General features: G+C 67.7%; 13 protein-coding genes. 4 read left to right on the top strand and 9 right to left on the bottom strand.

From position 1 onward, the window contains the following. The first annotated feature begins 108 nt into the window (after nt 1–108). Complete coding sequence (locus G3I17_RS24320) at nt 109–1,593, top strand: NAD(P)/FAD-dependent oxidoreductase (RefSeq protein WP_343238397.1); 1,485 nt, start codon at nt 109–111, stop codon at nt 1,591–1,593. Here the strand turns inward: G3I17_RS24320 and G3I17_RS24315 are convergent. Further along, entirely contained in the window at nt 1,557–2,708 is a 1,152-nt protein-coding gene (locus G3I17_RS24315) for a citrate/2-methylcitrate synthase (RefSeq protein WP_164599872.1), read from the bottom strand. The two genes, G3I17_RS24320 and G3I17_RS24315, sit on opposite strands and share 37 nt — an antisense overlap. A gap of 75 nt (nt 2,709–2,783) precedes the next feature. On the opposite strand from G3I17_RS24315, the gene G3I17_RS24310 reads away from it, so the two are divergent. Further along, on the top strand, nt 2,784–3,941 hold the full coding sequence (locus G3I17_RS24310) for a citrate/2-methylcitrate synthase (RefSeq protein WP_164599871.1): 1,158 nt from the start codon (nt 2,784–2,786) through the stop codon (nt 3,939–3,941). 59 nt (nt 3,942–4,000) lie between these two features. Here the strand turns inward: G3I17_RS24310 and G3I17_RS24305 are convergent, their stop codons facing one another. Next, on the bottom strand, nt 4,001–4,993 hold the full coding sequence (locus G3I17_RS24305; protein ID WP_164599870.1) for an SMP-30/gluconolactonase/LRE family protein: 993 nt from the start codon (nt 4,991–4,993) through the stop codon (nt 4,001–4,003). 132 nt (nt 4,994–5,125) lie between these two features. On the opposite strand from G3I17_RS24305, the gene G3I17_RS24300 reads away from it, so the two are divergent. Then, nucleotides 5,126–5,674: a GNAT family N-acetyltransferase gene (locus tag G3I17_RS24300; RefSeq protein ID WP_164599869.1), complete on the top strand. Its 549-nt coding sequence runs from the start codon at nt 5,126–5,128 to the stop codon at nt 5,672–5,674. 21 nt (nt 5,675–5,695) lie between these two features. Beyond that, nucleotides 5,696–6,142 carry a MarR family transcriptional regulator gene (locus G3I17_RS24295; RefSeq protein ID WP_239062829.1) on the top strand — a complete coding sequence of 149 codons (447 nt, stop codon included), beginning with the start codon at nt 5,696–5,698 and terminating at the stop codon, nt 6,140–6,142. On the opposite strand, the gene G3I17_RS24290 is transcribed toward G3I17_RS24295, so the two are convergent. Genes G3I17_RS24290 through G3I17_RS24260 form a run of 7 tightly spaced genes read right to left on the bottom strand, consistent with a single transcriptional unit; the run spans nt 6,139 to nt 13,114 of the window. Further along, on the bottom strand, nt 6,139–6,996 hold the full coding sequence (locus tag G3I17_RS24290) for a 2-hydroxy-3-oxopropionate reductase (RefSeq protein ID WP_164599868.1): 858 nt from the start codon (nt 6,994–6,996) through the stop codon (nt 6,139–6,141). The genes G3I17_RS24295 and G3I17_RS24290 overlap by 4 nt on opposite strands. Further along, nucleotides 6,993–7,649 carry a bifunctional 4-hydroxy-2-oxoglutarate aldolase/2-dehydro-3-deoxy-phosphogluconate aldolase gene (locus G3I17_RS24285; protein WP_203590659.1) on the bottom strand — a complete coding sequence of 219 codons (657 nt, stop codon included), beginning with the start codon at nt 7,647–7,649 and terminating at the stop codon, nt 6,993–6,995. Before G3I17_RS24285 ends, G3I17_RS24290 begins: the two co-directional genes overlap by 4 nt. Beyond that, nucleotides 7,633–8,775 (bottom strand): hypothetical protein, encoded by a 1,143-nt coding sequence (locus G3I17_RS24280; protein ID WP_164599867.1) that lies wholly within the window; start codon nt 8,773–8,775, stop codon nt 7,633–7,635. Before G3I17_RS24280 ends, G3I17_RS24285 begins: the two co-directional genes overlap by 17 nt. Beyond that, nucleotides 8,775–10,019, bottom strand: coding sequence for an enolase C-terminal domain-like protein (locus G3I17_RS24275; RefSeq protein WP_164599866.1), 1,245 nt, complete (start codon nt 10,017–10,019; stop codon nt 8,775–8,777). Before G3I17_RS24275 ends, G3I17_RS24280 begins: the two co-directional genes overlap by 1 nt. A gap of 4 nt (nt 10,020–10,023) precedes the next feature. Continuing rightward, nucleotides 10,024–10,887, bottom strand: a complete 864-nt coding sequence (locus G3I17_RS24270; protein WP_203590694.1) for a carbohydrate ABC transporter permease — start codon at nt 10,885–10,887, stop codon at nt 10,024–10,026. A 2-nt stretch (nt 10,888–10,889) separates the two neighbouring features. Beyond that, nucleotides 10,890–11,813, bottom strand: a complete 924-nt coding sequence (locus G3I17_RS24265; RefSeq protein WP_164599864.1) for a sugar ABC transporter permease — start codon at nt 11,811–11,813, stop codon at nt 10,890–10,892. After that, nucleotides 11,810–13,114, bottom strand: a complete 1,305-nt coding sequence (locus tag G3I17_RS24260; protein WP_343238396.1) for a sugar ABC transporter substrate-binding protein — start codon at nt 13,112–13,114, stop codon at nt 11,810–11,812. Before G3I17_RS24260 ends, G3I17_RS24265 begins: the two co-directional genes overlap by 4 nt. Between the last annotated feature and the right edge of the window lie 107 nt (nt 13,115–13,221).

Raw genomic sequence — 13,221 nt, 5'->3', positions numbered from 1 at the left:
TGCTGACGAACGACCCGCGAAGGAATCGACAACACACCCAGAATGCTCTTTTCGCCTACTGTTGACCATGTACTCAACAGGACCTCACCAGGAACCCAGGAGGAACTTGTGGAGCATCTCGATGTGCTCGTGGTCGGGGCCGGACTGTCCGGGATCGGGGCCGGCTACCGGCTGCAGACCCAGAGTCCCGGCCGGACGTACGCGATTCTCGAGGCGCGCGACGACCTGGGCGGCACCTGGGACCTGTTCCGCTATCCCGGGATCCGGTCCGACAGCGACATGTTCACGCTGGGCTTCCCGTTCCATCCGTGGAAGGCCGCGAAGGCGATCGCGGACGGGCCTTCGATCCTGGAGTACGTGCACGAGACGGCCACCAGCTACGGCATCGACAAGCACATCCGGTTCGGGCAACGCGTAGTACGGGCTTCTTGGTCGTCCGAGGACGCACTGTGGACGGTGGAGACGACCGGCGACGACTACACCTGCTCGTTCCTCTATGTCTGTAGCGGGTACTACGACTACGAGTCGGGATACGTCGTCGACTTCCCCGGCCTCAAGGACTTCCAGGGCCAGGTCGTGCACCCGCAGCAGTGGCCGGACGAACTCGACTACTCCGGCAAGCGAGTAGTGGTGATCGGCAGCGGCGCCACGGCAGCGACTCTCGTGCCGGCGATGGCACCGACCGCCGCGCACGTGACCATGCTGCAGCGCTCCCCCAGCTACGTGACGAGCCGGCCGGCCCACGACGCCTTCTCGGATCGCGTCCGCGCGCTCCTCCCGGAGAACCTGGCCCACCGGGTGATCCGCGGCAAGAACGTAGCGGTCAGTACTGCGCTCTACAACGCCTTCCGCCGCTGGCCCGCGCATGCGGCGTGGTTGCTCAACAGTATGGCTGCCAAGGAGCTGCCGGACTCGATCCCGGCCGACCCGCACTTCACCCCGCAGTACAAGCCGTGGGACCAGCGCATCTGCCTGGTGCCCGACGGAGACCTCTTCGAGGCCTTGCGCGCCGGTACCGCGTCCGTGGTGACGGACGAGATCGAGACCTTCACCCCGGACGGGATCCGGCTGCGCTCCGGCGAAGAACTGGCCGCCGACCTGGTCGTGACCGCGACCGGCCTGCGGATGGTGGCCCTGGGCAAGATCGAGGTGACGGTGGACGGCCGCGCGGTCGATCCGCACGACACCTTCGTCTACAAGGGCATGATGCTGAGCGGCGTCCCCAACCTGGCCTGGTGCATCGGCTACACCAACAACTCCTGGACGCTGCGCTCCGACCTGACCTCGCAGTACGTCTGCCGGCTGCTCAACCACCTGGACGCCACCGGCACCTCCATCTGCGTCCCGGAGATCGACCCAGCCGAGTACGACGCTCCGCCGCGCCCGGTCGTCGACCTGACCTCCGGCTACATCCGCCGCGCGGCCGCCGTCCTCCCGCGCCAGGGCTCCTCCGGCCCCTGGCGGATGCGTCAGAACTACCCGCGCGACCTGGTCAGCCTCCGCTTCAGCCGCCTCACCGACGGCGCCATGCAGTTCAGGTCGCGGGCCGCGAAGGGTCAGACGATCGGTGCGGGCGGCGGTGGGCCGGTGTAGCGGGCTGCGGGGCGGATCATCTTGGGGTCGGTGGATTGTTCGAGGATGTTGGCGGTCCAGCCGATCACCCGGCTGGTGGCGAAGGTGGGGGTGAACATGGCCCGCGGCAGGTCGCACCGCGACATCACGACGCCGGCGTAGAACTCGACGTTGGCGTAGAGGTTGCGGCCGGGCTTGAGTTCGGCCAGTACTTCGACGATGCGCTGCTCGACCGTCGTGGCGAAGTCGACCAGGTCGCCGCCGAGGCCGCGGGCGATGTCGCGGAGCAGGATCGAGCGCGGGTCCTCGGTGCGGTAGACGGCGTGGCCGAAGCCCATGATCCGGTCGCCCGCCGTCACTTTCGCGCGAACCCAGGCGTCGATGCGATCCGGCGTACCGATCTCGTCGAGGCTGGCGAGTGCGCGGTCGGGAGCGCCGCCGTGCAGCGGTCCGGAGAAGGCGCCGATTGCTCCAGCGACGGCTGACACCACGTCCGCGCCGGTTGACGCGATCACCCGGGCAGTGAAGGTCGACGCGTTGAAGCCGTGGTCGATGGTCGAGACCAGGTACGGCTCGATCGCGCGCGCCTTGGCTTCCGTCGGCTCCTCGCCCGTGACCAGGTAGAGCCAGTTGGCGGCGGTGGACAGGTCCGCGCGCGGCTCGAGCGGCTCGCGTCCTTCGCGCAGGCGATACAACGCGGCGAGGATCGTCGGGGTGACCGCGCATACGAGCATCGCGTCTGCCTTACGTCGTACCGGGTCTGCGTCCCACAGAGGTGGGAGGTCGCGGGCGGCGGCGAGCAGGGACAGCGCGGTACGGAGTCCGGCCAGCGGGTTGAAGGCTGAGCCGGCGGTGGCGATCGCCGGCAGGACCTCCCGTACTTCGGCAGGCAGCACTCGCAGTGGTGCGAGCTCGGCGCAGAAGGCCTCGCGCTCGGCTGCGGTCGGCAGCCGTCCTTCGTACACCAGGAACCAGACGTCCTCGACCGTCTTCGACCTGGCCAGGTCGATCGCCGAGTACTGCCGGTAGTGGTAGAAACCTTCGTCACCACGGACATCGCCGAGGCGGGTCTCGGTCACGACGACGTTGCGCAGTCCAGCGGGTACCTCGATCGGTCCTTCGACAGTGATTGACATGGAATTCAGAGTTGATCCGCAATCAACTATTGTCAATGTTGATCCAGTCAATACAAGCTGCTCCGGGAGCGCGAGATGGCGCCACAAGGTGACGAGAATTACCTGACCACGGCCGAGGTCGCCCGCCGGCTGAACGTGAAGCCGGAGACGGTCTATGCGTACGTGAGCCGCGGTCAGCTCACCAGCGTCCGCGCCCGCGGCCGCCGCGGCAGCCTGTTCGCCGTCACCGATGTGGAGCGCCTCGCCAGCCGCAGCATCGAGCACCCAGGCGTGGTCGAGCGGATCGAGACCGAGCTGACTCTGCTGCAGGACGACGAGGTGTACTACCGCGGCCACCCCGTCCGCGAGCTCGCGAAGACCCAGACCTTCGAGTCGGTCGCCGAGTTGCTGTGGACGGGCGAGCTGGCGCCGAGCGAGCCGTTCGCCGCGCCACCCGAGGTGGTGACGCTGGCCCGGACCGCGATGGAGCTGGCGCCACCCGGAGCCCGAACCGCAGACCGGTTGCGGATCGCGGTTGCGGTGCTGGGAGCCGCCGACCCACTGCGCTTCGACCTGACCCCGGCCTCGATCGTCGGCACCTCCCGCCAACTGCTCGGGGCGCTGGTCACTGGGCTGCCGGGGATCCAGACCGACGGCGGGTTCGCCGCGAGGCTGTGGCCGAAGCTCTCGCCTCGACCCGCGTACCCGCACATCCTGAAGACCGCCCTGGTGCTGCTCGCCGATCACGGGCTGGCGGTCTCGACCATCGCCGCGCGAGTCGCCGCCAGCTCACGAGCCAACCTGTACTCCGTCGTGTCGGCCGGCCTCGGCGCGCTCGACGGGCACTACCACGGGGCCGCGACCACCTTCGCGTACCAGTTCCTCGATCGCGCCCTGGATGATCCGGTCAAGGCGCTGTCGGACGAACTCCGCTCCGGCAAGCCGGTGCCCGGTTTCGGCCATCGCGTCTACCGGCAGCGCGATCCGCGCGCCGAGGTGATCTTCGAACTGCTGGCCGGTCAGCCGGTGATGGACCGGGTGCACGAGATCACGGCCAGGGTGAACGACTTCCCGAACGTCGATCTCGCGCTGGCCACCCTGATGCACGCCTACGACTTCCACCCCGACGCGGGCGAGGCGATCTTCGCGCTCGCCCGGATCGTCGGCTGGACCGCGCACGCGCTGGAGGAGTACCAGGAGCCAGGGCTCAGATTCCGTGCCCTCGGCAACTACACCGGCCCGGCCATCAGCTGACCTACAGCCCTTCACGCTGTCAAGCGTTCACAGCACCTTCGAGTCTCTGCTCCGCCTGATCAGAACCGGTGCAGGTCGAACTCGTCCGACTGGCCGCCGCCGATCAGTACGTCGAGCCGCCCGCTGAGCACGTAGCCACCGCCCGGCGTCAACGCGACCGTGGTCGGCCCGGCGAACGGCCACGGTTGCGCGATGACCACCTGAGCAGTGCGGTAGTCATCGGTACTGCGAAGCACGCTGACCGCATTGCGCCCGGCTCCGGCGAGCGCGTTGGTGACGACCACCAACCGGCGATCTGCCGTGAACGCCAGCCCGTCGCCACCGACCAACGGATGCGCGAGCTTCACCTCACTGATCCGCGGCTGACCGTGGAGCGCGACCCGGAACAGGCGGCCGGAGTCGTACTGCACTGCGAGCAGGTAGCCCGCCGGATCCCAGACGATCCCGTTCATCCCGATCGTCTCGCCCTGCAGCCGGGCGTCGCGGACGAACACGGACCCCTTGCCGTCCGGGGTGATCCGGTAGATCGCATCCGCGGCCGGGTCCGTAACGTAGGCGTTGCCGGTGCTGTCGAGCGCGAGGTCGTTGGCGCCATGCTTGCCGCCGGCCGGGTTCAGGCGTGGCGTGTTGAGGTCGATCCGGCGCTGCAGGCGACCGGTCCGAAGGTTGTAGATGGCGACTCCCGACTGGACGAAAGTCGTGGCCGGTGACGACCGCTCGCCGTTGCCGATGTCGGCGTAGGTGACCAGGAGCCGGTTGCGCGCGGCATCGACATGCAGACCGAAGGTCGACACGCCAGGCGGCTGCTGGACGAGCACTCGCGCGTGTCCGTTGCGATCCACCACGTCCACCCGCCCGGTCGCCACCGATCCGACCAGGAACGCCTGGCGGACCGGATCCCAGGTCACCCCTTCCGGATAGCGATCCGCCGTCACCCCACTGACCGCATCCGGCCAGCGCGGGCCGGTCATCCCCACCTGAGCCGAAGCTGAAGCCGGTACTACGAACGCACTCGCCAGTACGGCGATCACTGTCGCGATGCGTCGAAACATCGTGCCCTCCCTCGATTGGATACGTGCACAGACATTAATCAGAGCCCTGATGCTTGTCAATGCACATACAGCGGAACCGAGGAGCGCGGCCACGACGTACAGGGGGCGACATCACGAAGCGGAGGAGCAGACATGCCAGTACGAGCGGGGAACGTCGAGGCGCTGACCATCCGGCCCGCGACCGTCGACGATCTGAAGGCGTTGCACGGGATCGCCGAGCGGGCCGTCTTCAAGTTGCTCGGCGACCACTGGCGCCCCGAGCAGCTGAACGCCGCGCGCGAGGCCCGGGTCTACGAGGTCGAGCCCGAGCTGGTCGAGGCGGGCAGGTACTACGTCGTCGAGATCGACGGGGTGGTGGTCGCGGGCAGTGGCTGGAGCGTCGGAGGCGTGTTCAGTCCGCCCGGTCATCTCACGGTACCGACGACTGTCGACGAGGAGACGGCCATCATGCGAGCGGCGTACGTCGATCCCGATTGGAGCCGGCGTGGGTTGATGACGCTGCTCGTGCACGTCACCGAGACGCTCGCGAAGGTGGCCGGCTTCCGGACGTTCGAGGCGCTCTGCACGCCGGCCGCCGAAGCGTTCCTGACGACGCTGGGGTACCACCTGGTCGAGCGGGTGCCCACGACGCTGCCTGACGGGACCGAGCTGATGGGCGCCAGGATGCGGAAGCTCCGCTGAGCCGGTCCCTACCATGGGGGCATGCGGATGTCATTCGAGGAGCGGCTCGGTAGTCACCTCAAGCGGGTCGAGACGGAGCTGAACAACGTCAAGACGGCTGCCGTCCGACCGGCGGGGCTGACGGTTCCGCAGTACGCCGCTCTGTTCGTACTGGACGAGCAGCCGGGGATCTCGGCGGCCGAGCTCGCCCGTCGCTGCCGGGTCACGCCGCAGACGATGACGACCATCCTGCGCAACCTGGAGTCGGCCGCGCTGGTCGAGCGCACCCCGCATCAGCTGCACCGGCACATCATCGAGACCCGCACCACCCCCGCCGGCCGCAAAGCCCTGGACCAGGCCGACGAACGAGCCACCTCGGTGGAGCGCCGCCTGGCAGCCGAGTTCACCCCCGAGGAACGAGACACCCTCCGCGCCCTCCTCGCCCGCTGCTCGAAGACCCTCACCACCGACCCGCTCCTCGAGAACTAAGCCGGGCGGGAGAGGGACTCGATCACCAGCAGAAGGGCTGAGTGGTCGAGGGAGCCGTGGCCTTGGGCTCGGGCGGCGGCCATCAGTTGGGCGGTTACAGCGCCCAGGGGGATTGCGGTGCCGGACTCCCGGGCGGAGTCGATGACGATGCCGAGGTCTTTGTGGTGGAGGTCGATTCGGAAGCCGGGGGTGAAGGTGTGGGCGATCATGCCTGCGGCCTTGCGATCGAGGATGCGGTTCCCCGCAAGGCCGCCGGCGAGTACTTCGACGGCCGGCTCCAGGTCCACTGAGTGCGCGGCGAGGAAGGTCAGCGCCTCCGCTACGAGACCGATCGTGCCCGCGACGATCAACTGATTGGCTGCCTTCACCGTCTGGCCGGATCCGGCCGGACCGACGTGCACGACGGTCGACCCCAGGACCTCGAACACGATCCGGGCCGCCTCGAAGTCGTCAGTGGAGCCACCGGCCATGATCGACAAGGCGCCGTCGATCGCGCCTTGTTCGCCGCCGCTCACCGGGGCATCCAGGGCGCGTACGCCGACCTCGGCTGCTGCCGTTGCCACCGCTCGGGCAGTCGCCGGGGCGATCGAGCTCATGTCGATGAGCAGGGCGCCGCGGCCGGCTGAGGCCAGTACGCCGTTGTCACCGAGGACGACCGCCTCGACGTCGGGTGAGTCCGGCAGCATCGTGATGATCACGTCTGCCTCCGTCACGGCCTCGGCGATCGAGCCCGCCACCGTTCCCTCGAACGAGCGTTCACTGCGGTTGTAGGCCCAGACGTCATGCCCGGCGCGGACCAAGTTCGTTGCCATCGGCAACCCCATGAGGCCGAGCCCGATGAAGGCGATCCTCACTGCTCACTCCTGGTCAGTCGTCGTTGGACGTCCACCGAGCGGATCACCCGGGCGGCTCGCTCGGCCAGACCTTGCAGATCCCCGCCGGGCAGCAGCGCGTCACGCGTGAGATCCCGGCTGATCCCGACCACCGCGGCTCCGGCGGACAGGTAGTCCCCCGCCTCATCGATCCGCACGAGCCCGGTCGGCATCAACGCGATATCCGGCAACGGCCCGACCAGCTCCGAGATGTAGTCGATGCCACCCACCGGCCCGACCGGCGAAACCTTCACCGCCTGTACTCCGAGCCCCCAGGCCGCGACGATCTCGTTCGGCGTCAGCGCCCCCGGAATGAACGGCACACCCCGGCCGGCGGCCGCCGCCACCAGAGCCGGCGAGGTCACCTGACTCACCAGAAACGCCGCCCCCGCATCGATCGCCTGATGCAGCTGCTCAAGAGTCCGCACAGTGCCCGCACCGACCAGCAACGACGGCAACTGGGCCCGCGCCGCAGCAATCGCCTCCACCGCACCCGGCGTCGTCAGGGTGAACTCGACCGCTCCGAAGCCCGCATCGGCGAGCACCGCCGACACCTCCAGGAACCGCTCCGCGCCGGCGGCCCGCAGTACTGCGACCACCGGGCGGTCCAACAGCTCGTCACTCAACTGGATCATCGTGGCTCCTCAAAGGCCGCAGGGACGCGATCGCCGACCGCAAAGCAAGAAGACGACGATCGGACGCCAAGCCGGCGTGGTAGATGTGCAGGTCGGTCGCACCCGCTGCGAGCAGCGACTGCCAATGCGTCGCCAACGTGTCGGCGTGCGGGGGTAGCGGCGGGAGCGCGGTCACATACGCGCCGATCCGCTCACACCCCAGCCGGCGCAGGTCCTGCACGCGACCAACCCCCGCACCGGTCAACTCCCAAGCAGGAGCGATGAAACTATCGATGCCATCGGCAACCGAATCGACAGCAGCGGCAGGCCCGGTCGCCCAGGCATCAGTCGCCGCATGCAACGAGAGCTCCCGTACTCCGGCCGCCCGCGCCTCGGCTACGACCGCATCCCTCAGCAGGCCAGCGGCCCGGCGACGAACCTCCAGTACCACCTTCGCCTCAGCCCCGATCGCATCCTCCACCGAGACGGCAGCGCCCCCGATTCCCTGACACACCAGCGCCGCCAGCCGGGTCGACTCCAGACCAGCCACCGCGTACGACGTAGTACAGGCTGAGCAGAAGCAGATCGACAACAAGGCCTGGTCGGCGGAAGACCAATCGGCACCGGCCGTCTTCTCGTGCGCGCCGAGGTGCCCGACCCCCATCGGCCCGCACGCCTCGAGCACCATCGCCTCGACGCCGGTCTGCCGGGCGACCTCGCCGACCAGCACCCGCGCATAGTCGCGGACCTCCTCGGAGGACGGGCACAACGCATAGTCGTAGACATCTCCGAACGCATTGCGAACGCAGACCGACTGGTCGAGCCGCCCGACCGCCGAGCTGTGCGTCAGTACGACCCAAGCCTTCACCGGCAGCGAGAGCTGGGCGGCAGCGCGGTTGAACGCGTCCTCCCCCGCCCAGGCCGCGGCGCTCGAAGGTCTCAAAGCGCCCCACGCCGCCGGCCGCACGGGCACATACAACGCACTCGTTGCCTCGACCACCCGATGCCGCGGATGCCGCGGCGTCGCGGCTCGCACCGAGTGATAGGCCGCCGCCATCACGATCGACGACGCACCCAACGAGGCCAGCAGGTCCGGCGCCGCCGGGTCCCCGTTCACATCCCACGGATAGATACAGACCGACGTCATCAAAACCTCGGCAGCATCGGGTCGTACAGCGGATCGACGAGCCTCATGTACGCCGTATCGGCGCGCGTCGTCCGCCCGGAGTCGACATAGCGTTTGTTCAACTCAGCCAGGCGATCCTGGTCCAGCTCTACCCCGAGCCCCGGCCCAGCCGGTACTGCGAGGGCGCCGTCGACAAACGCGAACGGCGTGGTGATCACGTCGTCGGCGCTGTTCCAGGGGTAGTGCGTGTCGCAGGCGTAAGCCAGGTTGGGAGTCGCGGCCGCCACGTGCGTCATCGCGGCGAGCGAGATGCCGAGATGCGAGTTGGAGTGCATCGACATTCCCAGACCGAAGGTGTCGCAGATCGCGCCGAGCTCGCGGGTGTGCCGGAGTCCACCCCAGTAGTGATGGTCCGACAAGACGATCTGGACAGCGTCCAGGCGGACAGCCTCCGGCACGGTCTCCGGGCTGATCACGCACATGTTGGTTGCCAGGGGCATCGATGCGACCTGCGCCACCTCGGCCATCGCCGCCGTGGTCAGCGTCGGGTCCTCCAGATATTCCAGTACTCCGGCCAGCTCCCCCGCGACGTACTTCGAGGTCTTCACCGACCAGGCGCCGTTGGGGTCGATTCGCAGCGGCATGCCGGGGAAGGCCACGGCGAGTGCGCGGATGGCGGCGATCTCGTCCTCGGGGTGGAAGACACCGCCCTTGAGCTTGAGCGAGCGGAAGCCATGGAGGTCGATCATCCGACAGGCCTGGGCGACGATTCCCGCGGGATCGAGAGCCTCGCCCCACTGATCGGGACTCCCTCCGCCCGGCGCAGCAGGGTGCGCGGCCCACTTGTAGAAGAGGTAGGCGCTGTAGGGGACGGTGTGGCGGACGGCGCCGCCGAGGAGGTCGGTCACGGGGACGCCGAGGAGCTTGCCCTGGGCATCGAGGCAGGCGACCTCGACGATCGAGAAGACCGCGCGCTTCTGGATCGGGGTGACGTCGGGGCCGAGCACCGCATTGACGATCAGCTCGATCGCGCCCGTGTCGAAGACGCTCTGGCCGATGATCGCCGCGCGGACCAGCTCCAGCCGGTCGAGCACGTCGCGCTCCCCCGAGCCCTCACCGAGCCCGACGACCTCACCAGCGCTCGCGCCGTCGACCACCAACTGGACGACGGTTCGCAGTGCGAGCGGTTCGTGGACGCCGGTCGAGTTGAGCAGCGGTGGGTCCGCGAACGCCAGCGGGGTGATGACCAGGTCGGAGATCTTCAACGCCTCAGCCCTTCGTCGCGCCGGACGTGATCCCGCGGATCAGCGACCGTTGCATCAGCAGATAGACGACCAAGCTCGGTACCAGCGCGATCAGCGCGCCGGCCAGCAGGACACCGGGGCCCACCTGGCCGTCGGCACGTAGTACGGACAAGGCGACCGTGAGGGTGTAGTCGGTCGGGTTGTCGGCGGCGATCAGCGGCAGCAGGTACTGGTCCCAGATCATCATGAAGCCGAAGATCGTCGCGACGCCGAGCACCGGCTTGGACAGCGGCAGCACGATCACCCAGAGCATCCGGAACTCGCCGACCCCGTCGAGCCGGGCCGCCTCCTCGATCTCGATCGGGATCTCCTTCATGAACTCGGTCATGATCAGGATCGTGAACCCCCACAGGGCGACCGGCAGGATGACGCCGAAGACCGAGCCCTTCAGGCTGATCCCGAGCAGCGGCAGATTGGCGATCACCTGCGACAGCGGGACCGCGATCACCTCTTCGGGCAGCATCATCGTGAGCAGGAAGAGCAGCATCACGACGGTCGCGCCACGGAACTTACGCCTCGACAGCGCGTACGCGGCCAGGATCGAGACGGCCAGCTGGAGCAGCAGCCCACCACCGACGATCACCAGCGAGTTCGCCAGGTAGTGCCAGACGCCCTTCTCCCCCGCGATCTTCATCGGCAGCAGCGTCGGATGGTCGGGGTAGAGGCTGAGCTGGGTCGAGTCCGTCGTCTTGTTGAAGGCGCCCGAGATGATCGTCAGGAACGGCGCCGCGAAGATGAACACCACCACGATGCACAACGCGATCCGCAGCACCTTGGAGACACTCAGCCGGGGCGACCAGCCCAGGGCGGTGTCGAACTGCGAGGACATGCTCATCTGGTCCTCCTGGTGGCCAGTCGCGTTCCCAAGGTCAGAAGAACGGTGACGAGTAGCAGCAAGGTCGAGGCCGCGGAGGCGACGCCGAGGTCGTTGCGCTGGAAGCCGAGCGAGAAGACGCGGGTCATCCAGACCTCGGTCGAGCCCGCCGGGCCGCCACCGGTGAGGACGAACACCTCGGTGAAGATCCGCAGGCTCCGGATCGCGGCCAGCGTCAGCAGCACGGAGATGGCCGGCCGCAACCCCGGTACGACGATGTAGCGGATCCGCTGCCACCGGGAGACGCCGTCGACGGCGGCAGCCTCGTACAGGGTGCGGTCGATACCCGCCAGCCCGGCCAGGATGATCACCATGTTGTACGGCGCCGCGGTCCAGACGCCGACCACCATCACCGATACCAGGGCTTGATCCGGGTCGCTGAGGAAGCCGAACGGCCCGAGGCCGAACCAGCCGGCGATCTGGTTGACGAATCCCGTCTCCGAAGGGAAGTACAGGATCCGCCAGACCTCACCGATCACTGCGACGGCCGTGACCACCGGCAGGAAGATCGCGGTCCGCAGCACCCACAACGTGCGCGAGGAACCCTCCAGCAGCAATGCCAGCAGGAAGCCGAGGACCAGTGCGCCCACGGTTTGGCCTACGCCTAATAACAAGGTGTGACCTAAGGCGCCACGGAAGCGGGAGTCGGTGAGAACGGTCTTGTAGTTCTCCAGCCCGACCCACTCGTCGCCGAGGAACGGCTGCACCTTGTACAGGCTCATCCGCAGGCCCTCGACCATCGGGATGAACTTGAACGTCAGCGCGAAGAGCAGCGCCGGCAACAAGAGGGCCCAGGGCAACCAAGCTGGACCACCGAGCAGGCCACGCCGGGCGGCGGCCACCGGCCGCGCCCGGCGTCGCAGTACCGGGATCGCCGTCACCCGAGAACGTCCTGCGCCTTGAGCTCGTCGTTGAGCGCCTGGTCGAGCTTCTGCAGCCCGGCGTCCAGGTCACTCGTGCAGCTCGACATCATCGCGTTGATCCCCTCGCCGCTCGCCTGCCGGATCGCCTGGTACTTGATCGACCAGACGAAGGTCTTGGAGTCCTGGCGGTACTGCTGCTGGAACGCGTCCCAGCGCGGGTCGTTCAGCACCTTGTCGATCTTCACCGACGTGTTGACGGGCAGCCGGACCACCGGGTACTTCGACTCGGTCGCCTTCATCCCGATCTCCTGCGCTTCCGGGCTGATCAGGAACGCGGCCAGCTTCTTCGCATCGTCGGACTTCTTGGAGCCGGCGCCAAAGTAGATGTTCTCGCCCTCGCCGAGCGCGGTCGCACTGGCCGGGCCCTTCGGCATCGGGATGACCTCGTACTTGTCCTTGCCGAGTTGCTTGTCGTAGCCGCCCATCGCGTACGGCCCGGTCAGGTAGATGCCGGCTTTGCCCTCCTGGAAGAACGGCGCCTCGCTGGTGGTCAGGTTGAGCGACCCGGGGACGACGTTGCCCGGCGTACAGAATTGCTTGCGGATGAACTCCAGCGCGGTCTTGGTCTGCGGCGAGTTCACCACCGACTTGTACTTGCCGTCGCCGGCCGGCGCGATGAAGTCGCCACCGGCCTGCCAGATGTAGCTCGACGCCCACCAGCCGATGTAGCCGTTCTTGCTGGAGCCCGGCACCACCATGCCGTAGGTGTCCTTCTTGCCGTTGCCGTCGGGATCCTTGGTCGCGAAGGCCGTCGCCAGCGCGGTCAGGTCGTCCCAGGTCTTCGGCTGCGGCAGTCCGAGCTTCTTGCGCCAGTCGACCCTCACCAGGGTGCCGAAGGCTTGCCGGCTGAACGGCACTCCGTAGGTCTTGCCGTCGAGACCCTTGTTCTGTTCCCAGGTCGCGGTGTCGATCGAGTCGCCGCCCTCGATCTGGGACTGCTCGACCGGCGTCGTGTAGCCCTGCCCCTGATAGGTGCCGAGCAGGCTGGCGTCGTTGATCCAGAGGTCGGGCAGCTTCTTCGACGACGCCTTCGTCTGCAGCTGGGTATCGAACTCGAGCACCCCCTGGTAGTCGACCTTGATCCCGGTCTTCGCCGTGAACGCGGCCAGGATCGCCTTGTATGTGGTGGCGCCCTCCGGACCGCTCCGACTCCAGAACTCGAGCGGCTTACTCGCATCGCCTGCTGAATCGTCGCCCCCGCAGGCGCTCAGCGAGCCGACCAGGGTCATCGCGGACAGGACCGCGACGGTCCTCGTCACTGATGCTCTCCTCATGGTCAGTCCCCATTTCTTAGATTCACATACGTGAATGCTGTTCATACTGGCGTAACGGTTTGAAACGTATTAGCTTGTTCACGGATCTGTCA

This window comes from Streptomyces sp. SID13031, assembly GCF_010548305.1.
Lineage (GTDB): Bacteria > Actinomycetota > Actinomycetes > Propionibacteriales > Kribbellaceae > Kribbella.
The sequence above is the reverse complement of the archived record's forward strand: the minus strand, read 5'-3'. Positions and strand labels throughout refer to the sequence as shown.